The organism is Variovorax sp. efr-133-TYG-130, assembly GCF_030208835.1.
Lineage (GTDB): Bacteria > Pseudomonadota > Gammaproteobacteria > Burkholderiales > Burkholderiaceae_C > Variovorax.
Genome location: NZ_JARVTD010000037.1, coordinates 96,324 through 119,538, shown reverse-complemented (window position 1 = coordinate 119,538; position 23,215 = coordinate 96,324). Strand labels below are relative to the sequence as shown.

Annotated in this window: 17 protein-coding genes and 1 pseudogene; 4 read left to right on the top strand and 14 right to left on the bottom strand. The window is 68.1% G+C overall.

Going from position 1 to position 23,215, the window contains the following annotated elements:
• Positions 1 to 11: 11 nt before the first annotated feature.
• The 5 genes and pseudogenes from QRN67_RS28965 to QRN67_RS28950 form a co-directional block, all read right to left on the bottom strand.
• The gene (locus QRN67_RS28965; RefSeq protein ID WP_285414666.1) at positions 12 to 1,028 is read right to left on the bottom strand and encodes a beta propeller repeat protein; all 1,017 of its coding nucleotides are present in this window, start codon (positions 1,026 to 1,028) and stop codon (positions 12 to 14) included.
• A 39-nt stretch (positions 1,029 to 1,067) separates the two neighbouring features.
• Positions 1,068 to 2,807, bottom strand: coding sequence for a DUF4150 domain-containing protein (locus tag QRN67_RS28960; protein WP_285414665.1), 1,740 nt, complete (start codon positions 2,805 to 2,807; stop codon positions 1,068 to 1,070).
• Between the two features lie 37 nt (positions 2,808 to 2,844).
• Positions 2,845 to 4,836, bottom strand: a complete 1,992-nt coding sequence (locus tag QRN67_RS28955; protein ID WP_285414664.1) for a type VI secretion system Vgr family protein — start codon at positions 4,834 to 4,836, stop codon at positions 2,845 to 2,847.
• Between the two features lie 131 nt (positions 4,837 to 4,967).
• Positions 4,968 to 5,069: pseudogene (locus tag QRN67_RS33245) on the bottom strand (type VI secretion system tube protein Hcp); the annotation flags it as partial.
• 278 nt (positions 5,070 to 5,347) lie between these two features.
• On the bottom strand, positions 5,348 to 6,064 hold the full coding sequence (locus QRN67_RS28950) for an SIR2 family NAD-dependent protein deacylase (protein ID WP_285414663.1): 717 nt from the start codon (positions 6,062 to 6,064) through the stop codon (positions 5,348 to 5,350).
• A gap of 98 nt (positions 6,065 to 6,162) precedes the next feature.
• On the opposite strand from QRN67_RS28950, the gene QRN67_RS28945 reads away from it, so the two are divergent.
• Positions 6,163 to 7,116, top strand: a complete 954-nt coding sequence (locus QRN67_RS28945; RefSeq protein WP_081271249.1) for a phosphate acetyltransferase — start codon at positions 6,163 to 6,165, stop codon at positions 7,114 to 7,116.
• A 10-nt stretch (positions 7,117 to 7,126) separates the two neighbouring features.
• On the opposite strand, the gene QRN67_RS28940 is transcribed toward QRN67_RS28945, so the two are convergent.
• The 9 genes from QRN67_RS28940 to deoC all read right to left on the bottom strand — a co-directional run bounded on the left by QRN67_RS28940 (position 7,127) and on the right by deoC (position 20,656).
• Positions 7,127 to 10,738, bottom strand: a complete 3,612-nt coding sequence (locus tag QRN67_RS28940) for an indolepyruvate ferredoxin oxidoreductase family protein (RefSeq protein WP_285414662.1) — start codon at positions 10,736 to 10,738, stop codon at positions 7,127 to 7,129.
• Between the two features lie 151 nt (positions 10,739 to 10,889).
• Positions 10,890 to 11,927: an ABC transporter permease gene (locus tag QRN67_RS28935; RefSeq protein ID WP_285414661.1), complete on the bottom strand. Its 1,038-nt coding sequence runs from the start codon at positions 11,925 to 11,927 to the stop codon at positions 10,890 to 10,892.
• The gene (locus tag QRN67_RS28930) at positions 11,924 to 13,501 is read right to left on the bottom strand and encodes a sugar ABC transporter ATP-binding protein (RefSeq protein ID WP_172839966.1); all 1,578 of its coding nucleotides are present in this window, start codon (positions 13,499 to 13,501) and stop codon (positions 11,924 to 11,926) included. Before QRN67_RS28930 ends, QRN67_RS28935 begins: the two co-directional genes overlap by 4 nt.
• An 11-nt stretch (positions 13,502 to 13,512) precedes the next feature.
• Entirely contained in the window at positions 13,513 to 14,517 is a 1,005-nt protein-coding gene (locus QRN67_RS28925; RefSeq protein WP_285414660.1) for a substrate-binding domain-containing protein, read from the bottom strand.
• Between the two features lie 13 nt (positions 14,518 to 14,530).
• Positions 14,531 to 15,583, bottom strand: coding sequence for an ABC transporter permease (locus QRN67_RS28920; RefSeq protein WP_285414659.1), 1,053 nt, complete (start codon positions 15,581 to 15,583; stop codon positions 14,531 to 14,533).
• Between the two features lie 25 nt (positions 15,584 to 15,608).
• Entirely contained in the window at positions 15,609 to 16,556 is a 948-nt protein-coding gene (locus QRN67_RS28915) for a ribokinase (RefSeq protein WP_106937206.1), read from the bottom strand.
• Between the two features lie 6 nt (positions 16,557 to 16,562).
• Entirely contained in the window at positions 16,563 to 17,015 is a 453-nt protein-coding gene (locus QRN67_RS28910; protein WP_106937205.1) for an RbsD/FucU family protein, read from the bottom strand.
• A gap of 126 nt (positions 17,016 to 17,141) precedes the next feature.
• Complete coding sequence (locus tag QRN67_RS28905) at positions 17,142 to 19,583, bottom strand: aldehyde dehydrogenase family protein (RefSeq protein WP_285414658.1); 2,442 nt, start codon at positions 19,581 to 19,583, stop codon at positions 17,142 to 17,144.
• A gap of 5 nt (positions 19,584 to 19,588) precedes the next feature.
• A complete protein-coding gene (gene deoC / locus QRN67_RS28900) occupies positions 19,589 to 20,656 on the bottom strand; it encodes a deoxyribose-phosphate aldolase (protein WP_106937203.1) in 1,068 nt (355 codons plus the stop codon).
• A 225-nt stretch (positions 20,657 to 20,881) separates the two neighbouring features.
• Between deoC and QRN67_RS28895 the strand changes: the two genes are divergently transcribed.
• The 3 genes from QRN67_RS28895 (at position 20,882) to QRN67_RS28885 (ending at position 23,197) form a co-directional block, all read left to right on the top strand.
• Entirely contained in the window at positions 20,882 to 21,670 is a 789-nt protein-coding gene (locus QRN67_RS28895) for a DeoR/GlpR family DNA-binding transcription regulator (RefSeq protein WP_285414657.1), read from the top strand.
• A gap of 89 nt (positions 21,671 to 21,759) precedes the next feature.
• Complete coding sequence (locus QRN67_RS28890) at positions 21,760 to 22,290, top strand: Lrp/AsnC family transcriptional regulator (protein ID WP_285414656.1); 531 nt, start codon at positions 21,760 to 21,762, stop codon at positions 22,288 to 22,290.
• Between the two features lie 82 nt (positions 22,291 to 22,372).
• Positions 22,373 to 23,197 carry a hypothetical protein gene (locus QRN67_RS28885; RefSeq protein ID WP_285414655.1) on the top strand — a complete coding sequence of 275 codons (825 nt, stop codon included), beginning with the start codon at positions 22,373 to 22,375 and terminating at the stop codon, positions 23,195 to 23,197.
• Positions 23,198 to 23,215: the final 18 nt, after the last annotated feature.

Here is a 23,215-nt window from a genome sequence, read left to right as displayed (position 1 = left end):
CTCCGCCCGGCTCAGGCGATGGGCGGGTTGCCCGGGAAGACGATGCGCTCCCAGCTGGTGCCGTCGAAGCGCGCGATGTCCCGGTAGCCGATCGACCAGAGCACACCGTCGACCGCCTGCAGCACGTGGCCGTCGGCATACGCCGGAACGATGCCGGTGTCCACCGGCTCGACCGCATCGCCCTCGCGCACGAACAGCCCCTCGGCAGTGGCGAGGTAGACCTTGCCGCCGTAGATCGCCACGTCGCTGTAGTTGCGGGTGTCGTCGAGCGCCGAGACGTCGGTGAAGCCGCCCGCATGGCTGCCGTGCAGCAGCGCGCCTCCGTGGCCGCACGCCCAGACTGCGTCGGGGCCCTCCACGCACAGTCCTGTGAGCTTTGCGGTTTCGACCGGAACCGGCGTCCAGGCGCCATCGGCCCCTCGATGAAACAGCAGGCCGGCGTTGCGGTCCGAGTCCCAGCCGGCAAGGTAGATCGAGTCCTCGCCAGGCCCCGCGATCGCGTTCAGCATCAGGTTGTGCTCGCCTTCCGCGGGCTGCAGCAGGCCGTGGTCGACGTGCACCCATTCGACTTCGCCCTCGCTGTCGCCCTCTCCATGGTTCTCACGGCAATAGACCTGGCCGCCGTCGCCGCAGGCGTACAGGCGGACACCGATCTGGCGCACCGCATTCATGTAGCCCCAGCCCTCGGAGTCGTCGTCCCAGAGGCCCGCACCGGCAATGCGCTCCATCACCGGCGGTTTGCCGACCGGCAACCGCACGATGTCGCCGTCCTCGGCGGCAAAGACAAAGGCCTGCGCCGAGCCGTCGGAACCACCCGCGCTTTGCAGCGCCACGGCGCTGATGGTCAGCGGCAGATCGAAGTAGCGCCACTGCATGGGCTTGTCGGGCGTGAAGAGGCAAAGACGCGCAAAGCCGTCGAAGCGCTCCTCGAGCTTCGAGCACGAGACGATCAGGAACTGGCGGTTCACCGCGACACCGGTTTCGATGCGCAACTGGGGCGTGGAGGGAGGGGGAGGAAACTGATCCATGTGCGTGCGGTGTGGGTTGTGCGGGTGTTTCGCTTCACTCTATTCGATCGGCCAGCCAGAGGCCTTGAGCGCATCGCGCGCAGCCGCCTTCACGGCCTTGGAGGCCGATTTGTAGGCCCGTACAAGCGCGTCGTTCGACATCTTCTTGAAGAACTCGTCGGTGGCGGCCTCGAACTTGCCCTTGCAATCGGGCTTGGCCTTGCCGAGCGCGTCGTAGGCGATCTGCTTGACCTTCTCGAAGGGCACGGTGCCGGTGGCGCCCCCCGCCGTGCGGATCGCGTTGTCCATCAGGCGGTGCACCTCGCGGTGCTCGCTCTCGGAGAGGCAGATCGCCGGGCCTTCGTCCAGCGAAGGCGCGCCCGGCACCCGCGGGCCGGGCGCCTTGCGGGTTCCGAGCCGCAATATGTAGTCGGCAATGATGTGATGGGAATCCTGTCCCGGCGGGCAATCGTTCTTTCCGTGCGCGCCCGGATTGCACGGGTCTGGCTTGCCCTCTACGCGCACGCCGGCCTCCGGGTCGGGGTGGGCCGCGGGCTGGGCCTGCGAAGCCTGTGACTGTGCCTGTTGCTGGGCGCGCGTACGCTCCTGGGCGATCTGGTCTTCGACGGCCTTGCGCACTTCAGCGTCGAACTTGTCCGCACCCGTGGGCCACCACGAGTCATAGACGCCGGCCTTGTATTCGGCAAGATGATTCAAGGCCTGGTCGTAGATGGCCTGTTCTTGCGGGGTCTGCGGGTTGATGCCTTCCAGGACGGACCTGGCTGCGGACTTGCCGAGGATGAGGCTGTCGCCGGGCATCGGCGCACCTTGCGCTATCCAGAGCACGAAGAGCATCTTCCCCGCGATGCCGGCGGCCTTGCCGGCCATTCCGGCGCTGCCTCCGGGCCGGGGCATGCCCGCGGGCGGCCGGAAGACGTTGTCGTTGGCCGCCGGGCCGGGCCGAAAGCTCGGGGTCGGAGCCGGCCGCGTCTGCGGGATGACGCCGGGGCGCACGTCGCTGACCGGTGCATTCGGCATCTGCTGCAGCTGGGCTTGTGCAAGCAGGATGGGCTTCTCGCCCATCGCCGTGCGCACCAGGCTTGCGTAGTCGGCCATGCCCGTCGCGGGGATGAGGCGCGCCTTGCCGGTCTTCTCCTGGTCGGTCTCGTAGTACTCGATGACGGCACCATCGGCACTCGCCTTCGCGAGAAGCGCCTCGGCCTCGCTGTCGTCGATGGTGCTGCCGTCGTCGGGCGACCAGTAGGTGCCGCGGTCCTTCTTGTAGTTCAGCTCCCCAATGGTGTTGCGCCGGTTCATCCAGAAGGTGTCGCCGTCGCGTACCAGCCACTGGCCATTGACCCGGACGACTGTCGAAGCAGTCTTCGGCTCCGCGATGTCGCCGACAGTGCCCGACTTGATGCCAGTGGCCGAGCCCGCCTCGTCACCCTTGACGTTCGTGACGACGCTGTCGAACCTGAAGGCCTTCAGCCCCGTGAGGAACACGTCCTGCGAAGTGTTGGAGTCATCGCCGAGCTTGCCGGTGATCTGGTACGGAATGGGCGGCGTGGCCGAGCCGATGGGTGTCTTGCACACATCGGGGGCCGTGCACACCACGATCGCCTGCGCCGCGTCCCGGCCGGCCTCCGGAGGCGCCGCACTCGCGGGCGACCTGGGCGCGGGCCTGCCGACGATGACGGCCAGGCGGGCGATACGGCCCGGCCCCGCGCCGCCCGCAAACGCCCCGCCCGGGGAGGCAGGCAGGAAGGCCGACGACGCGGTGGCCTTGGGGTCCAGAGCCATGGATCGCGGTGTCCTGGTCTTCTCGGGTCTTCGGACCTCAGCAGAGGTCGATGACCTTGCCGTTGATCCGTACCGCACCGGTGGCGCGGAAATCGAACTTGGCGCCGGTGAGCGTCACCTGGCCGTCCTTCGTCATTTCCAGCCGGCTTTTGCCCACGGTGATCACGAGCCTCTCGCCGACGTCGAGCGAAAAATCTTCGCCAATGGTTTCATTCTTGCTCTTGCCCACCGCAACCGTCTGGGTCAGCCCGACCAGCGATGTCTTGGCGATGCCGACTTCCTCCGACGAAGTGAGCGCGACGAAGCGGTTCATGTTCTGCAGCACTGTCAGCAGCTCGTTGGCCTTGACCGTCTCCATGCGGTTGTTGCCGATGGTGATGGTTTCGTCGTGACCCACGGTTTCGGTGCGGTCATGGCCCACGTTCACGGTTTCGTCGCGCTCGATGGTCTTGCTGCGGTCGCGGCCGACCCAGTGGGTTTCGTCGTTCTCGACCTCGATGTCCTGGTTGCGCTCGGCATGCAGCCAGACCTGCTCCTGCCCCTTCTTGTCCTCGAAGCGCAGCGCGTTGGCATTGGCGTCGGTCGCGCCTTCGGAACTGCGCGTGAGCAGGCCGCTTTGCGTGGCGTTGGCCGGCAGCTCCCACGGCGGCATGTTGTCGGCGTTGTAGACGCGGCCGGTCACGATGGGCCGGTCGGGGTCGCCGTTCTCGAAGTCGACGATCACCTCCTGCCCGATGCGCGGGATCTGGATGCCGCCGAAGTTGGTGCCGGCCCAGGGCGATGAAACACGCACCCAGCACGAGCTGTTCTCGTCCTTCGTGCAATAGCGGTTCCAGTGGAAGCTCAGCTTCACGCGTCCGTACTCGTCGGTCCATATCTCGCGGCCGGCCGGACCCGTGACGATGGCGGTCTGCGGCCCCGTGGTGCGCGGACGGGGCGCCTCGGGCGCGGGCGCGCGAAAGACCTTGCTCGAAGGGATCACGTCGAAGTCGACCCGGCATTCGAACTCCTGCTGCGCGCTCGCGTCGCCCACGTCCTGCAGCCGCAGGTGCGCATCGGTCACAAGGTATTCGCGGTTGGCCTCGTTCTGCGGATGCCGCTCCAGCGTCACCAGGCAGCCCGGCACCACGGCGCGCAGGTTGCCCGAGCCGCTGGCGCGCTCGCCCTGGCTTCCGGTCTCTTCCATGCGCGTGCGCACGAGTTGCTCGCCCTCGGATTCGACGACGTAGTCGCCCGGCCAGCCGTAGCGTTCCTGCCTGCCTTGCGCGGTCTTGCGCGGCATGGCGCTCACCTGCTGCAGCCGCGCCTTGGGGCGCTTGAAGTCGAAATCGTCTGTCACCCATTGGCCGCTCTGCAGCGTCTCGCAGGCGTTGAAGCGGTCGCAGTGCTCGGCGCGCACGGTGTCGTCGGCACCGTAGAACGGAATCTTCCGGTAGCCCGCATTGGCGTACGGCTGGTGCGCGGACATGTCGTCCACGATCACGAGCTTGTGGCTGTCTTCGGCGTGCTCGAAGTAGTAGTACAGCCCCCACTCGTGCATCAGCCGCGCGACGAAGTCGAAGTCGCTCTCGCCGTACTGCACCTGGAACTCGCGCGTCGGGTAGCTGCGGGCAGCCTTCACTTCATGGGCGAATTCGTAGTCGGAGAACACCTCGCCGAGGATGTCGAGCACGGTCTTGTTCTGGAAGATGCGGTAGTCGCTCGTGCGTGTGGCCAGCGCGAGCCAAGGCTCCATCACCGCTTCGTACAACGCGCGGCGATTCTCCAGCCGCAGGAAGCGCACGCGCGTCACCAGCCCCGAAATATGGCGCCTGGCTTCGCCGGCGCCGGGGCGACCGTCGAGCACGATGTGCACCGTGAGCGTTTCGCCCACGAGCTGCTTGATGTTCACGTTGGCGGCCTGCCGCTCGTTGTAGCCGGCCTGCTCGGGCGTGCTGAACGTGACGGTGTAGCGAAACAGGCTGCTCAGGCCTTCGTCGCCTTCCATGGCCAGCGGCTCCAGTGCGGGCTGCCCGCCCAGTGTGGGCATGGCGGCACAAGAAGCGGTGAGAACGCGGATTGCCCGTGCTGCGCCTGTTGGCATGGCACTCTCCCTCCAAATCTGATCAACGCACGAAAGGCAAGACGGCAAGCCGGCACTCGCGGCCCACGCAAGAGGGATCAGGCTTCCTTGTTTTCCTTGATGTTCCAGCCCGGCACCGTCTCGACGCCCTTGCCGCCCTTGGCGGTCTGCTACCGGTACTGCTGCTTCACCTTCGCGGCTACTGCCATGATTGAGTGCTCCCTGAGTTGTCACATCACGATCAAGAGAATCCACATTTGCAAACTCTTGAGCGCGATGTTCGGGCGCGACTGTGACAAATCGATTGAATCTGGACAAATCTCTATCCTGATTTCGCCATTCCTCACGATTTATTTCCCATGGCCTGACATATCGCCCAGGAAATAAAGCAATTAGTTTTAGCCTGCTTCATCTCGCAGGTAAAAAGGCCCGCCGTCAAACGATGGCGGGCCCTTCCATTTGTCTGCACCGGGAACGGCTACGGGGCTCCGCGCGCTTCGCTCAACCACTTTGCGGCAAGCGCGGGCACGACGTCGGTGGCCCTGCCTTGCAGGAAGGTGAATCCGTACGGGACGTCTTCCATGTCGAGCGCAACCAGCACCTTCTGCGCAGCGCGATCCGCGTACCGAACCAACGATGCCGCCGGATTGACGGTGAGCGACGTGCCCACCACCAGCACGCGCGCCGCGCTGGCCACATGCATTTCCGCTTCCTCGAAGTGCTGCACCGCTTCGCCGAACCACACGATGTCGGGCCGCAGCTGAGTGCCGTCTTCGCACAACTGGCCCATGGCGATGGGTTCGCCGTCCACGCGATAGCGCGTGGGTTCCGGCTCCGACGTGCCGCGCGCATACGCGAGTTGGCCGTGCAGGTGCAGCACGTTGCGCGAGCCCGCACGCTCGTGCAGTGCATCGACGTTCTGCGTGACGATCACGACCTCGTATGCCGACTCGAGCGATGCGATGGCAAGGTGCGCCGCATTCGGCTGCGCCTGCCAGGCTTTCGCGCGCCGCTCGTTGTAGAAGGCAAGCACTGCCTCGGGGTACTTTCGCCAGCCTTCGGGGCTTGCGAGTTCCTGCCAGGAATAGGTGTTCCACAAGCCCTTGGCATCGCGGAATGTGGGCAGGCCGCTCTCGGCGCTCACGCCGGAGCCTGAGAGAACGACGATCTTGTTCGGTTGGACCTGGGGCTTCATGTGCAGATATTCTTTACGCAACCGTCGGCATCTTCGATGCAGATTTTTTCAAGTACCGTTGCGGCAACGCATTCTCCCCTTCACCTCCAGGAGCCCGCATGGCGTCTTCGCCCCTTGCAGCACATCCGCACTACGACCGCCTGATCTCCGCTGCACGCAGCCTGCCGCCGTTGCGCGTGGCCGTGGTTCATCCGGCCAATGCCGTGTCGCTCGAAGCGGCCTTCTCATCGGCAGCCTTGGGCCTGATCGCGCCGACGCTGGTGGGGCCGCGCGCAAAGATAGAAGCGGCGGCGCGCGAGGTCGGCATCGATCTCTCGAACACCCCCATCGTCGATGCGCCGCACAGCCATGCCGCGGCCGACGCAGCGGTCGCGATGGCCCTGCGCGGCGAGGTCGATGCATTGATGAAGGGCAGCCTGCACACCGACGAACTGATGGGCGCGGTGGTGCGCCGCGAAGGCGGACTGCGCACCTCGCGCCGCATCAGCCATTGCTTCGTGATGGACGTGCCGGGCCATGGGCAGCCGCTGATCATTTCGGACGCGGCCATCAACATCGCGCCCACGCTCGAAGAGAAAGTCGACATCGTGCAGAACGCGATCGATCTTGCGCACGCGCTGCAGATGCCCGCGGTGCGCGTGGCAATACTGTCAGCCACGGAAACGGTCAACGCGAAGGTACCGTCGACGCTCGATGCCGCCGTGCTGTGCAAGATGGCCGACCGGGGCCAGATCACCGGCGCGGTGCTCGACGGTCCGCTGGCCATGGACAACGCCATCGACGCCGAGGCCGCGCGCATCAAGGGCATCAATTCGCCGGTGGCGGGCCGTGCCAACGTGCTGATCGTGCCCGACCTCGATGCCGGCAACATGCTCGCGAAGAGCCTGACCTTTCTTGGCGGCGCCTATGCGGCGGGCATCGTGCTGGGCACCAAGGTGCCGGTGATCCTCACGAGCCGTGCCGATTCCGAACCGGCCCGGCTGGCATCGTGCGCGGTCGCATCCATGCTCGCCAAGGCAGGCCGCGACAAGCTCATCAAGGCGGTCGGCTGAACGGCGACGGTCAGCGCGCGCCGGCCACGATCGCAATGCCGCGGATCTGCCCGGCACCCGATGCGAACGCCGGCTTCGCGTAGCGCGACGGCGCAAAGCGATACAGCAACTCCGCCTCCCGCAGCTTTGCCGCTTCCAGGTTCGCGAGCTTGACGTGCCCGAAGCCGCGAATCGACATCGGCAGCGCGGCGATGCGCGCGGCCAGCGACTGGTTGTCGACTGACAGCTCATTGGCCATCGCGTCGAAGAGCCCGTCGAAGTGCGCGATCAGCTCGCGCTCCATGCGCCGCTCCCCGGTGCGGCCGAAGGGGTCGAACGCGGTGCCGCGCAGCCGCTTGCCATGCGCAAGCCACCGCATCGCGGGCAGCATCCAGCTGCCGATGCGGATCTTGGCAGGCGCACGGCCGTGCGTGCCGCGCGCCACCACGGGCGGTGCCATGTGGAATTCGAGCTTCAGTTCGCCTTCGAACTGCTCCGAAAGCTTCTTGAGAAACGCGCCATCGGTGTAGAGCCGCGCCACCTCGTATTCGTCCTTGTAGCTCATGAGCTTCAGCAGGCTGCGCGCGGCATTGCGCGTGAACGGCAGGCTTGCATCACCGCCCTGCAATGCGGCCTCGCGCGCCTGCAGGCCGCGGATGCGCGTTTCGAAGCGATCCGCCCATGCGGCGTTCTGGTAGCCGGTCAGATGGCGGCGCGCATCGGCGATGAGCATGTCGAGCGGAAGCTCATCGGCCTGCGACGACTGCGCATCGGCGGCAGGCGCGGCGCGCAGCTGGTCGAGCGCCGCAGGGTCTCCCGCCGCCAGCCGGCCCAGCGAAAACGCCGACTGGTTCGCGGCCACGGCCACGCCGTTGAGCTCGATCGCATGCATCAGCGCCTCCAGGCTCAGCGGCACCAGCCCGCGCTGCCATGCGTAGCCGGTCGCCACGATGTTCGCCGCCAGCGTGTCGCCCAGGAACTCTTCCGCCAGGCTCTGCGCGTCGAAGGTCTCGACCTGCTCTTCGCCGGCCACGAAGCGCATCTTCTCCAGCAGCAGGTCCACGTGCAGGTCGGCGTCCGGGTTGCGCAGCGACTCGGCCACCGGAATCTCGTGGATGTTCGCGAGCACCCGCGTGCGGCCGTGACGCACGGTCTGCAACGCGTCGGCCGATGCGCCCACCACCACGTCGCAGGCCAGGATGGCATCGGCCTGCTGCGTGTCGATGCGCACCTGGTGCAGCCGCTCGCGCGAATCCGCGAGCCGCACGAAGCTCAGCACCGAGCCGCCCTTCTGCGCGAAGCCCATGAAGTCGAGCACGCTGGCGGCCTTGCCTTCCAGGTGCGCGGCCATCGCGATCACCGCGCCGACCGTCACCACGCCGGTGCCGCCCACGCCGGTCACGAGCAGGTCGTAGGGCGCGCTCCACGCGTGCGCGGCCGGATGCGGCAAGGCGGCCACGCGATGCAGGAACGCATCGCGCCCCGCCGCCAGCGCACCGCTCTTGCGGCGCAGCTTGCCGCCGGTGACGCCCACGAAGCTGGGGCAGAAGCCCTTGGCGCAGGAATAGTCCTTGTTGCAGCTGGTCTGGTCGATCTTGCGCTTGCGGCCCATCGGGGTTTCGTGCGGCAGCACGGCCACGCAGTTGCTCTGCACGGTGCAGTCGCCGCAGCCTTCGCACACCGCCTCGTTGATGAACAGGCGCTTGGGCGGATCGGCCAGCTCGCCCTTCTTGCGGCGGCGGCGCTTCTCGGCGGCGCAGGTCTGTTCGTAGATGAGCACCGTCACGCCCTTGATTTCCCGCAGGCGGCGCTGCACGTCGTCGAGCGCGGCGCGGTCATGGAACTCGGTGCCTTGCGGAAAACGGCCTTTGATGTCGTCGTACTTGCCGATCGCGTCGCTCACCACCACGACCTTGCTCACGCCCTCCGATTCCACCTGCCGTGCGATGGCGTCCACGCTGATGACGCCGTCCACCGGCTGGCCGCCCGTCATCGCGACCGCGTCGTTGAACAGGATCTTGTAGGTCAGCGTGGCCTTGGCCGCCACGGCCTGCCGGATGGCGAGGTAGCCCGAGTGGTAGTAGGTGCCGTCGCCCAGGTTCTGGAACACATGCGGCGTCTTCGTGAACATGGCGTGCGAGATCCAGTCGACGCCCTCCCCGCCCATCTGTATCAGCCCCGCCGTGCTGCGGTCCATCCAGTTGGCCATGAAGTGGCAGCCGATGCCCGCGCGCGCGGTGGAGCCTTCGGGCACCTTGGTGCTGGTGTTGTGCGGGCAACCCGCGCAGAAGTAAGGCAGGCGCTTCACGGCATCGCTCGCGTTGCCCAGCAGCTCGGGCGGCGTGAAGTCGCGCACGTGCTGCAGGTGGTCGCCCAGGTCGCGGTTGTCGGGAAAGTGCACCGCCAGCCAGTGCGCCACCAGCTCGATGAGCCGCGAAGGCCGCAGTTCGCCGAGCGCCGACACCAGCGGCTGCCCCTCGCGGTCGTGCTTGCCCACGAGCACGGGCCGCGCATCGGGCGGTGCGTTGTAGAAGATGTCGCGCAGCTGCGTCTCGACGACGGCGCCCTTCTCCTCGACGATGAGAATTTCTTCGAGCCCCTTCGCAAATGCCTTGATGCGCGTCTGCTCGACCGGGAAGCTCAGGCCGATCTTGTAGAGCCGCACGCCGGCGCGGGCCAGCTGCTCCGGCGAAAGCTCGAGCCGGCGCAGCACTTCCATCAGGTCGTGGTGCGCCTTGCCGCAGGTGACGATGCCCACCCTGGCGTGCTCGCTCACGATCACGTCGCGGTCGATGCTGTTGCGCCTGGAGAAAGCAGCCACGGCCGCGAGCTTGTCTTCGAGCCGCGATTCGATGCGCAGCGAAGGCAGGTCGGGCCAGCGGTAGTGCAGGCCGTCCCCCGGCGCGCTGTGGCCGGTGGCGGCGCGCACGGCGTCGGCGTCTTCCCAGGCCTCGACGCGCGCGTTGACCACGTCCAGGTCCACCGTGCCCGCGCTTTCGACCACTTCCGACAGCGCCGCCATGCCGACCCACGCGCCCGAATAGCGCGACAGCTCGTAGCCGTACAGGCCGAACTCCAGGTATTCGGCCACGCTGGACGGTTGCATGATCGGCATGCGCCAGGCCATGAAGGCGTGGTCGCTCTGGTGCGGCATCGACGACGACACGCAGCCGTGGTCATCCCCCGCCACCACCAGCACGCCGCCGTGCGGCGACGAGCCGTACGCATTGCCGTGCTTGAGCGCGTCGCCCGCGCGGTCCACGCCCGGGCCCTTGCCGTACCACATGGCGAATACGCCGTCGACGGTGCGCTCGGGGTCGGACTCGACACGCTGCGTGCCCAGCACCTGGGTGGCCGCAAGCTCTTCGTTCACCGCCGGCACGAAGCGGATGCCGGTCTGCCTGAAGCGCTCGCCTGCCTTCCAGATGGCCTGGTCGACCATGCCCAGCGGCGAGCCGCGGTAGCCGCTGACGAAGCCCTGGGTGTGCAGGCCGCGCGCCGCGTCGCGCCAGCCCTGCATGACCAGCACACGGATCAGCGCCTGGGTGCCGGTGATGAAGACCGAGCCCGAAGGGGCCCAGAGATTGTCGGAAAGCTGGTAGCCGGGCCGCTTGAGCGCGGTCGCGTTGTGTGGGGCGTTCATGCCCGGAATTGTTCTGCCGCATTCCGGGGAAGTGCTTCTTCAATGCACTAGCGCAGACCCTTGTTTGGAGAAGAATTCACTTCTATAAGGCAGAAAAAGTTGCCCCTCTTCTCCGATTACCCGAATCCCGAGAAAACCCGACCGGCCGAGCTCAGTCCTGCCTGCGCATCGCGAAGAAGCCGCCCGCCACCAGGATGAACGCGCCGATGATCACCTTCTGCCAGGTGCTCGGCACGCCGGCCATGATCAGCACGTTGTTGATCAGCGTGACCAGCACCACGCCCAGCAGCGTGCCGCCCACCGTGCCGCTGCCGCCGGTGATGCGCGCGCCGCCCAGGATCACCGCGGCGATCACGTCCAGCTCGTTGCCCACCAGGTCGAAGGGGTTCGCCAGCCGCGTGCTCGACACGTGCACGATGCCCGCCAGCCCCGACAGGAAGCCCGCGTACGCGAACACGAAGACATGCACCGTGCGCAGGTTGTAGCCGAGCCGCTCCGCGATGGGTAGGCTGCCGCCGATGGCGTACACAGCGCGCCCGATCAGCGTGCGGTTCAGCAGCCACCATGTCAGCACCGCCGCGAAGGCGAGCACCAGCACGGTCGCGGGCAGCACCGCGTGCAGGCCCTGCGGCGTGTCGAAGCGCCAGAGCGCCAGCTTGCCGAAGGCGTCCATGGGCGCCGGCACGTTCATGAAGAACACGGTGCCCACGAAGGTCAGAAGAATGCCCCGGTACAGGTACTGCGTGCCGATGGTCACGATCAGCGAAGGCGCCTTGAGCCAGTGCACCAGCAGCCCGTTGAGCACGCCCAGCACCGCGCCGCTCGCGGCACCGGCTATCAGCAGCAGCGCGATGGGCGCTTCCGGAAAATAGTTCAGCACCAGCTTGGTGATGCTGTACATGGTGAGCGCTGCAATGGCCGCGAACGACACGTCGATGCCGCCGGCCGCCAGCACGATCAGCACGCCCAGCGCGAACAGGCCCAGCACCGTGCAGGCGCGCACGATGTCGAACAGCACGGGCAGCTGGAAGAAGCTCGGGTTGATGGCGCCGACCGCCAGGCTCGCCAGCACGATCAGCGCCAGCGTGAAGACGGAGGGGCGCTGCGCGAGCCAGCCGCGCAGGGAGGCCCGCGCCTGGGGCGGGGGCGTGGCCGGCGCGGAATGCGCTTGCATGGTGGAAGCCGTCATGGGAATGCGGGAGAAGGTGTGTCTGAAACCAGCGCGTGATAGAGATCGCTCTCGGCGAGCCCCGGCGCGTCGAAGTCGTTGGCGATGCGGCCCTTGCGCATCAGCAGGATGCGGTCGCAGTTCTGCAGCAGCTCCTGCAGGTCGTCGCTCACCAGGATCACGCCCAGCCCCTGCTCGGCCAGCCGCTGCACGATGCGGTAGATGGTGTCCTTGGAGCCCACGTCCACGCCCACGGTGGGGCCGTGCAGGATCAGCACGCGCGGCCCGATGGCCAGCCAGCGCCCGATGAGCACGCGCTGCTGGTTGCCGCCCGACAGCGACTGCACCGGCCGGTCCACGTCGGGCGTGGCAATCTGCAGATCGGCCACGGTGCGTTCGGCCAGCGCCTGGCACTGCCGCGCGTCGAGCGCGCCGAAGCGCCCGCGCAGGCGGTCGAGCACCGCGGTGACGATGTTGTCGCGAATCGGCTTGTCGAGGAACAGGCCCTCGCTCAGGCGGTCTTCGGGCACATAGCCGATGCCCTGGCGGATGCCGTCGGTGGGCGTCTTCAGCGTGATCTCGCGTGCGTCGAGCAGCACGCGCCCGCGGTCGGCGGCCTGGACGCCCGCCAGCGCCAGCGCCAGTTCGTTGCGGCCGGAGTCGAGTAGCCCGGTCACGCCGAGGATCTCGCCCTTGCGCAGCGTGAAGCTCACGTCGCTGAACAGCGCGCCGCGGCCGAGCGACTCCACCTTCAGCAGCTCTTCGCCGCCGTGCGAGCCGTGGCGGTAGCGCTCGCCGTCGAGGTGCTTGCCGGTCATCCAGTGGGCGAGCTCGGCCTTGGTGAAGTCGCGGATCGGTCCCTGCGCCACCTTCGTGCCGTCGCGAAAAACGATGGCCTGGCCGCCCATGGCGATGCACTCGTCGAGCTTGTGGCTCACGAACAGCACGGCCACGCCCTGCTCGCGCAGCGCCTCCACCACGTGCACGAGGTTGTCCACTTCCTTCTGCGTGAGCGAGGTGGTGGGTTCGTCCATGATGACCATGCGCGCGCGCGTGGCCACGGCACGCGCGATGGCCACGAGCTGCCGCGTGGCAATGGGCATTTCGTCGACGCGCCGCGCGAGAAACGCCGCGTCGGTCGGCAGCTTCACCGCCTGCAGCGCACGCGCGGCCGTGGCCGCCAGTGCCTTGCGGTCGAAGCGCCGCGCCAGCCTGCCGCCGGTGGCGACAAGCTGCTCGCTGAGCGCGACGTTCTCGGCCACGCTCATGTTCGGCAGCAGCGACAGGTCCTGGTAGACCGTCTCGATGCCCAGCGCGAGCGCCTGCAGCGGGGACAGCGATTCGTACGGCTTGCCGTCGATCACGATGCGGCCCTGGCTCGGGGGCTGCGCGCCCGAGATGATCTTGATCAGCGTGCTCTTGCCGCAGCCGTTCTCGCCGAGCAGGTGGTAGATCTCGCCGGCCTCGATGGTCAGGTCGATGCCGCGCAGCGCGTGCACGCCCGCGAAGCGCTTGTGCACGTCCTGCACCTCGAGAAAGACGCGGCGCCCCGCCGGCGCGGCCGGGGCGTGGGTAGAGAGCGCTTCAAGGGTCATGGCTCGCAGGCTCAGAAGGCGTACTTCTTGTAGTTCTGCTTGTCGACTTCGACCCAGGCCTGGCCCGTGACGACAATGCCGACGCCCGGCCCCTTCTTCACCGAGACCTTGTTGTAGCCCGGCACGCCCATGTCGGTGCCCTCGGTGATGGTCTTGCCGTCGAGCAGCATCTTGGCCGCCTTGTTCATGACGATGCCGGCGTCCTTCGGGTCCCAGAAGGCGATGCCGCCGACCGCGCCCGACTCCAGGAACTTGGCCGCCTCGCTCGGCAGGCCGGTGCCGAAGACGCAGACCTTGCCTTGCAGGCCGGCCTCTTCCACCGCCCGGCCGATGCCCAGCACGTCCAGCGAGGACGAGCCCTGGAAGCCCTTCAGGTCCGGATGCTTGCGCAGCATTTCCTTGGCCTTGCCGTAGGCCTTCTCGGCGTCGTTGAGCGACTCGTTCTTGGCGTCGACCAGCTGCATCTTGGGGTACTTCTTCGCGTTCGCCGCGCCGCCGTCGGCCCATTGCACCTGCGACTGGCTGCCCAGCGAGCCGACCAGCGAGGTCCACTTGCCCTGCTGGCCCATGCAGGCGGCCAGGCGCTCGTTGATGCGCGCGCCGTAGGCCGTGTTGTCGAAGGCCTCGATGTCGACCATGGTGTTCTTCTGGTTGTCCGCCTCGTGCGTGACGACCTTGATGCCGCGCTCCATCGCGCGCTTGAGCACCGGCTCCAGCGTGGGCGGGTCCATCGACACGACCGCGATCGCGTCGACCTTCTTGGCCACCAGGTCTTCCACCAGGCGCTGCTGCTGCGCGGCGTCGGACTGGGCCGGGCCGATCTGGCGCGTGGCGACGCCCGGCGTGCTCGCGCCGAACTCCTTCACGCCCACTTCCATGCGGTTGAACCAGCTGATGCCGGTGATCTTCACCACGGTGACGATGTCCTGCGGCTTGCCCTGCGCATGCGGCGCCGACGCGAAAGCCACGGTGCCCAGTGCCAGCACGGTGCAGGCGATCTTGGTTTTCTTCAGCATGTTCGTTTGTCTCCTAGCCCTCGGTGGTTCTCTGCGTCGCGCCAGGAGGGGGCTGATGCGGCGGTGCGCTGGTGCGCGAAACGGAAATGAAGCTGCGCAGGTCGCCCAGGCTCAGGCGCGCCGATGCCAGGAAGAACAGCAGCAGCAGGCCCCAGGCGCAGTCGCGGAAGAAGTTGGAAATGCCCAGCAGGTTGAAGGTGCTGGACAGCAGCTGCAGCGCCACGGCCGAGAAGAACAGGCAAACCATGCGCCCGTAGCCGCCCTGCGGCCGCACGCCCGCCATCACCGTGATGAGGATGGCGATCAGCAGGTAGGAGTTGCCGTAGTCCGACTTCACGCTGGCCGTGCGGCCCGCGATGATCACGCCCGCCACCGCCGCCAGCACGCCGCACAGCGCGTACGTGGCAATCAGCATGCGGCCCTGTGGAATGCCCGCGTAGCGCGCCGCCTTGGCATTGGTGCCCAGCAGGAAGAGCCGGATGCCGAACGGGCTCTCCTTGAGCAGCCAGCCGACGGCCAGCAGCATCACCACGAAGATCGCGAACGGAATCGGCACGCCCAGCACCGTCTCGTTGCCGATGGCCGACAGCGGATCCGCATTGCCCACGCGCAGGCTGGAGCCTCCGGTGAGCACCACGGCCAGGCCGGTGTAGACCAGTTGCGTGCCCAGCGTGCAGAGAATGGGCGTGAGGCCGACGCGCGCGATCAGCACGCCGTTGAGCAGCCCGCCCGCCAGCCCCACTGCGATGGCAATGGCCGCGAACGCGCCGGTGTAGAGCCACGGCGAGGCATCGGGCTGCACCAGCATCGGTGCCAGCGTGGCAGCCACCACGCCCGAGAGATTGGCCAGCGCCACGCCGGAGAGGTCGATGCCGCCGTTGCCTGAGATCATCGACAGCGCGACGCCCATGGCGAGCAGGCCGAGTTCGGGCAGTTGGCCGCCCATCGACTGGAAGTTGTAGACGTCGAGGAAGTCGCCCTTCGAAAGCACGGTGGCGACCACGAGGATCGCGACGTTGATGCCGACCAGGAAGTTGAGCTCGCGGTCCGAGAACCTGAATTTCACGAAAGACTCCTTTGCGGTTCGCGGTTCAGGCTGCCGCCCGGCCCAGCAGCGCGTCGACCTCGGCGCGCGTGGGCATCGACGGCGCGGTGCCCGCGCGCGTGACCGAAATGGCCGCCACGGCGGAGCCGAAACGCGCGGCTTCCAGCGGCGAGGCGCCTTCGGCCAGCGCGGCCGCGAAGCCGCCGTTGAAGGCATCGCCCGCGCCGGCCGTTTCCTTCACCGCGCCGGCGTTGAACACGGGCAGGTGCACCGACTGGTTCGCGCTGTGCAGCAGCGCGCCCTTGTCTCCGAGCGTGATGAGCGCGCAGCCCACGCCCTTGGAAAGAAAGAAGTCGCCAGCACGACGCGCGTCCTCGACGGTCTCGACGGCAATGCCGCTGAGCGCGGCGGCTTCGTGCTCGTTCGGCGTGATGTAGTCGCACAGCGGGTACACGGCATCGTCGAAGGGCAACGCGGGCGCGGGGTTGAACACCGTGACCGTGCCTGCCGCACGCGCGAGTTCCAGACCGCGCTGCGCGGCGCCGGCCGGCTGCTCGAGTTGCGTGACGAACACGCGCGCGCCGCGGATGGCGTCGGCGGCGGCATCCACGTCCGCGGTGTCGATGAGCGCCGCCGCGCCGGGCACCACGATGATGGCGTTGGCGCCCGTGACCTCGTGCACGTAGATGAAGGCCGCGCCGGTCGGCTGCGTCGCCACCTGCGGCACGCGCGGCGTGATGCCTTCCTGCGCCCACAGTGCGAGCGCGTTGGCGCCGAAGGAGTCCTGCCCGAGCTTGGAGATGAAAGTCACCTGCGCGCCTGCGCGCGCCGCCGCCACAGATTGGTTGGAGCCCTTGCCGCCGGGGCCCATGGCAAAGCCGGAGCCGGCGATGGTCTGGCCGACGCCCGGAAGATCGGCCGCGCGAAAGGCGAGGTCGGCCACGAAGATGCCGAGCACGGCCACGCCGTGCTGCTGCGAGGAAAAGGCGGTCATCGCGATTCAGGCCTCGGGGGCGAGCACGCCCTTCTTGAACACGAAGCAGCCGTAGAAGCGGCGCTCGCCCGTGGCGATCACGCAGTACGCGCGGCGCGCGGCCTCGTAGAAGGCGAAGCGCTCGATGGAGCCCATCGGCCGTGGGCGCCCTTCGGCCGCGTCGATCTCGCGCTGCATTTCAAGTTGCACCGGCGGGATCTCGTCGGACTGGCCCATGATTTCCATGCGCCGCGCCGGATCGTCCACCGCGTTGTCCAGCGGCAGCACCGAAAGAATGGCGCGCGCCGCTTCGGTGGTGCCCACGCCGTCGATGCGCAGCAGCCGGCCCAGCGTGGTCTGGCGTGCGACCGAGTCGGCCGGGAAGTTGGCGTCGCACAGCACCAGTTCGTCGCCATGACCCATGGCGCGCAGGGCGTAGAGCACGTCGGCGTTGAGCAGCGGATGAATGGACTTCAGCATGCGGTCTGTCTCCTCGAATTGGAACGGCTGTCGCGGTTGCGATCTTAAGTAAAGAAAACGTTTGCGCAAACGTTTGCTATTTGGGGATTTCCCTTGGTTCGTGTGACGGGCACGACGGCCGCCCGCTCATTCGCCATAGGGAATCCAGATGTTCTTGACCTGCGTGGCGTGCCGCAGGAACGCGGGGCCCTCGGAAGAGGCCGGGTCGTGCCAGTCGGTGGCAAGGCCGTGGTCGGCCAGCGTGCGCTTGAGGTTGCCGACCGACAGCAGTTCGGCATCGCGCGACAGTTCCTTCGCACCGAAAACCCACAGCGCATCGACATCGTCGTGCTCGGCCAGCGTGCGCGCGAGGCTCGCGGCCGGACCGGTCACGAGGTTGACGACGCCGGCCGGCAGGTCGGAGGTCTCCAGCACCTGATAGAAGTCGGTGGCGACCAGCGCGTGTTTCTCGCCGGGCACGATCACCGTGCGGTTGCCCATGGCCATGAGGGGCGCGAGCAGGCTCACGAAGGACAGCAGCGGCGCCTCGTCGGGACACACCACCCCCACCACGCCGATCGCCTCGACAGTGGCCAGCGCCACGCCGCGCAGCGGCGGCACATGCACCGCGCCCTCGTACTTGTCGGCCCAGGCGCCGTAGGCGAACAGGCGGCCCACCGATGCGTCGACCTCGGCCTGAGCGGCTTGCGCGCCAACACCGGTCAGGCTGGCGATGCGCGCGGCAAACTCGCCGGCGCGGGCCGAGAGGTTTTCCGCGAGGTAGTACAGCGCCTGCGCGCGGCGATGCGGCGTCGCGCTCGACCAGCTCGCCGCGGCGCGCGCAGCGGCCACCGCGTTGCGGATGTCCTTGCGGTTGCCCACCCCCACTTCGCCGGCGCGCTCTCCGCCGGCCGCGAAGACCGGGCGCGACAGCTCGCCGTCGGGCCGCACCTGCTTGCCGCCGATGAAGAGCTTGGCGGTGCGGTCGATGGCGGGCAGCGCGGGCGAAGAACCGTTACCGGTCTTCGCGGCGGCTTCGTTCGCCGCCACCGCAGCGGCCACATCTGCCAGGCGCGGCTTGCGCTGCGCCCAGGCACGCGGCTTCAGGTATTCGTAGCAGCCTTCTCTTCCGCCCTCGCGCCCGTAGCCCGATTCGCGGTAGCCGCCGAAGCCCACGCCCGCGTCGAACAGGTTGGTCGCGTTGACCCAGACCACGCCTGCCTGCAGCTGCGGCGCGATGCCCAGCGCGAGGCCGATGGTCTCGCTCCACACGCTGGCGGCGAGGCCGTAGCGGGTGTTGTTGGCGATCGCCACGGCTTCGTCGGGCGTGCGGAAAGTCATCGTGACCATCACGGGCCCGAAGATCTCCTCGGTCGCCACGGTGGATGCCGGTTGCACGCCCGTCAGCAGCGTCGGCGCAAAGAAGCTGCCGCCCGGCGGCAGCTCGCCCGGCGCCTGGTAGCAGGTCGCGCCCTCGCGCACGCCGGCGGCCACCAGCGAGCGCACGCGTTCGAGCTGCGTGGGGTCGATCAGGCTGCCCATGTCGATCGCCTTGTCCAGCGGCAGGCCCACGCGCAGGGTCTGCATGCGGCGCTTCAGGCGCGCGATGAAGTCGTCCGCGATGCCTTCCTGCAGCAGCAGCCGCGAACCGGCACAGCACACCTGGCCCTGGTTGAACCAGATGGCGTCGACCACGCCTTCGACGGCGGCGTCGATGTCCGCGTCGTCGAACACGATGAAGGGCGACTTGCCGCCCAGCTCCAGCGTGAGCGACTTGCCCGTGCCCGCCGTGGCGGCGCGGATCAGCCGCCCTACTTCCGTCGAGCCGGTGAAGGCGATCTTGTCCACGCCCTTGTGCGCGACCAGCGCCGCGCCCGTGGCGCCGTCGCCCGTCACCACGTTGAGCACGCCGTCCGGCAGGCCCGCCTGCGCCGCCAGTTCAGCGAAGAGCAAGGCGCTCAGCGGCGTGAGCTCCGCCGGCTTCAGCACCACGGTGTTGCCCAGCGCCAGCGCGGGAGCGATCTTCCACGCGAGCATCAGCAGCGGGAAGTTCCACGGAATGATCTGGCCGACCACGCCCAGCGGCACCTGGTCGGCGAACTCGCGCTCCTGCAGCTGCGCCCAGCCGGCGTGGTGATAGAAATGGCGCGCGGCCAGCGGCACGTCGAGATCGCGCGTCTCGCGGATCGGCTTGCCGTTGTCCAGCGCCTCGACCACCGCGAGCAGGCGCGCATGGCGCTGCACCATGCGCGCCAATGCGTACAGGTGCCGTGCGCGGCCATGGCCGCCGAGCGCATGCCAGCCGGGCTGCGCGGCGCGCGCCGCAGCCACCGCGGCGTCCACGTCCTTCGCGGAACCCTGCGCAACGCGCGCCAGGCGCTGGCCGGTGGCCGGCTCGGCCGTGTCGAAATGCACGCCGCCGGAAGCGGACGTGAAGCGCCCGTCGATGAAGTGGCCGAAGCCTTCGGCATGGCGCGCGAGCCATTCGCGTGCGTCGGTGTCGCTCTCGGGCGCGGGGCCGTAGTCCATGGTGTCGAAATAGCGCGCGACGCTGCTGCCGGCGGCGGAGTTGTTGTTGCTGCTGCTCATCGGGCTCATCCGATCGGGTGGCGGTTGTAGGCCGAGTAGCGGCCGGTGATGTGGTGCTCCAGCTGGCGCTCGATGTCGGCCAGCAGCGTGGAAGCGCCGATGCGGAACAGATCGGGCTCGAGCCAGTCGCGGCCCAGCTCTTCCTTCATGAGCACCTGGTAGTCGAGCGCGGTCTTGGCGGTGGAAACGCCGCCCGCCGGCTTGTAGCCCACGCGCAGGCCGGTGCGGGCCTCGTACTGGCGGATCATCCGCAGCATCGCGAGCGTGACCAGCGGCGTGGCGTTGACGCCCTCCTTGCCGGTGGAGGTCTTGATGAAGTCGGCGCCGGCCATCATGCAGACCATCGAGGCCTTGGCGACGTTGCGCAGCGTCTTGAGCTCGCCCGTCGCGAGGATCGCCTTCACGTGCGCCGCGCCCGCCGCGCGGCGGAAATCGAGCATCTCGTCGTAGAGCTTCTTCCACTGGCCGGTGAGCACATGCTCGCGGGTGATGACGATGTCGATCTCCGAGGCGCCGTCGCGCACCGAGGCTTCGATTTCCTTGAGCTTGAGCTCGTGCGGAATCAGGCCCGCCGGAAAGCCCGTGGACACCGCCGCCACCGGAATGCCGGTGCCCGCCAGCGCCTCGACCGCGGTCGAGACGAAGCGGTGGTACACGCACACAGCCCCGGTGTGCAGCTTGCGGTCGGCGAAGCCGAGGGCGGCCAGCAGGTCCGGGCGCACCGGCATCGCGGCCTTGGCGCAGAGCCGCTTCACGCGCTCGGCGGTATCGTCGCCGCTGAGCGTGGTGAGGTCGATGCAGGTGATCGCCTTGAGCAGCCAGCCGGCCTGCGCGTCCTTCTTGACCGAGCGGCGGCCGGGCAGCGTGGCCACGCGGCGCTCCGCAGCCGAGAGGTTGAAGCGGATGCCTTCGATCCAGCCCGCGTCGAACGGCTGGGCGGTGTTGCGGGCAGCGGCGGCATGCGCCTGCGCGGGCGCCGCCGGCAAGGCCGGGGCATCCGCATTGGCGGAAGCCGGCGGCGCCGGGCGCGAGCGCACCGCGCCGCTGGGGCGAACGAGGGAAGTGGAGGTCATGGATGGGCGGGCGCCGTCAGGCGCAAGGGCCGCGGCTGCGGCGGGCAGGCAATGGGCATGTCTTTTGTCTCCGGGCTGCGCCGCGTGGCTGCTCAGCCTTGATGCTGTTCGTGTTGGCCTAAATGTTATTACAACAACATTTATCAGCGCAATATGTTTTTCAAGAAACATTAATCCAGCGTGCCATGACCGATACTCCGCCACGTGGATCTGAGAAAACCGAACATGCGAAGAACAGCCGGAGCCGAAGCCCGGGCCATGCGCCTGGCCAGGATGCAGGAACTCGTCGAGGCCGGCGGCCCGCTGCCGATCAAGCAGGCGGCGCTGCAGCTCGACGTGACGGAAATGACCATCCGCCGCGACCTGTCGTCGGCTGAATCGCCCCTCTCCGTCCTCGGGGGCTACGTGCTGGCCACCACGCTGCCCGGTGCCGAGCGCTACTCGCTCGACGAGGCCAGCGACCAGCACGCGGCCAACAAGCGCCTGGCCTGCGAACACGCCGCCAGGCTGGTGCAGCCGCACGACAGCCTGTTCATCGACTGCGGCACCACCATGGTCCATTTCGCCGAGGCGCTGCCGCCAGAAATGCCGCTGAGCGTGGCGTGTTACTCCACGAACATTGCGCAGGTGCTGAGCCGCCGTCCGAACACGCAGCTGATGCTGATGGGCGGGCTCTACCACCCCTCTTCGGCCACCTTCTTCTCCGACGAGGGCCTGCAGTACCTCGCCAGGCTGGGCGTGAGCAAGGCCTTCATCTCGGCGGGCGGGATCGACCTGAAACGCGGCGCGAGCTGCTCCAACTTCCACGAAGTGCCAGTGAAGCAGGCGGCCATCCGCTGCGCGTCGCAGAGCTTCCTGGTGGTGGACGAAAGCAAGCTCGGCACCCTGCGCCCGGCGTTCTTCAGTCCGCTCGATGCCTTCGCGCGCATCGTGGTGGGCGGCTCGCCCGACGCTTCGCTGAAGAAGCAGTTCAAGGACCTGCCGCTGGAATTCGCGCGCGCCCGCGACGCATAGATTCGGCGCCGGCGGCGGCCGGGGCACAGCACCGGCCGGACACATCGATCAGTGAGAATCGCTGCGACGCCACTACCTGCGATCCCGCGATGAATGCCGGCACCGTTTCACTCGACGAGCACTGCCTCAAGATCCTCTCCGCGCTGCAGCACGACGGGCGACAGACCGTGCAGCAGATTTCCGAGACCATCGGGCTGTCGCCCACGCCTTGCTGGAAGCGCATCAAGGACATGGAGGCGGCCGGCGTCATTCGCGGCTACACCACGCTGGTCGACCCCGAGCAGGTCGGCCTGCACGTGTCGGCCGTGGCCGAGGTCAACCTCGACCGCCACAGCGAGGCGATGGTGCAGCGCTTCGAAGAAGCCGTGGCGGCGAGCCCACAGATCATCCGCTGCGTGTCGGCCACCGGCCCGGCGGACTACATCCTCAACGTGACCGTGCCCGACATGAAGCACTACGAGCGCTTCCTGCACGAGGTGCTGTTCAGCCTGCCGGGCGTGACGCATGTGCGCTCGAGCATCGTGCTGCGCGAGATCAAGTCGGAAACGGCGCTGCCGCTCGACCACCTGCTGCCGGGCACGCCAGGCAAGCCGCGCGCCACGGGCCCGCGCAGAAGCTAGACGCCGCTCAAGGGTATCGGCACCGCGTGCCGGGGGCCGTGTGGAGAATGGCCGCATCCTCCGCCCCGACCGCGCCTCGACCATGCCCCTGCCCAAGCCCCTCCTGCTGCAACGCGCCTATCTCCTGCTCATCGCCGTGCTGGTGTTCGTCGGCTGCTGGGTCGCGCCCATCGACGCGCCCGCGCGAGCCCAGGTCAACGACGGGCTGAAGCGCGCGCTGACCACCTTTGCCGCGGCACGCGCGCTGGGCGCGGTGGTGTCGGTGGCGCAGGGCACGCAGGTCGACGCCACGCCGGGCGGCGTGGGCGTGAGCTTCGCGCCGGGGCAGGCGCTGAAGCCGCTGAACGAACTCATCGAGCAATTCGCGGCGGTGATGCTCGCGGCCAGCGTGTCTTTCGGCATTCAGCTGGTGCTGCTGAGCATCGGCGCGCACCACCTCATGTCTTACCTGGTCTGCGCGGTGGCGCTGGCCTGGATCGTGTGGCGCTGGCGGCGCGGCAGTTCGCCGCGCTGGCTGCAATCGGCGTTGATCGGCCTGCTGCTGGTGCGCTTCGCGGTGCCGCTTGCGGCCGTGGCCAACGAAGGCCTCTACCGCGTGTTCATGGCCAACGACTACCAGGCAGCGCTCTCGGGCATCGAGAAGTCGCCGATCGCCGTCGTCGATGCCACGCAGGAAGCCCCCGTGGCGCAGGAAGGCTGGCGCGATCGCGTCGAACGCTGGCTGCCGAAGCTGCCCAACCTCAAGGCGACCTACGACCAGATCCTGAAATCCGCCTCCGACTGGGCGGAGCGCATCGTGAAGCTGATCTCCCTGTTCGTGCTGCAGACCATCGTGCTGCCGCTGGTGTTCCTGTTGGCGGCGTGGCGGCTCGCGCGGGCCGCGATACGCGAACCGGTACGCAAGTAGGCGCAGCCGCTGCCGACC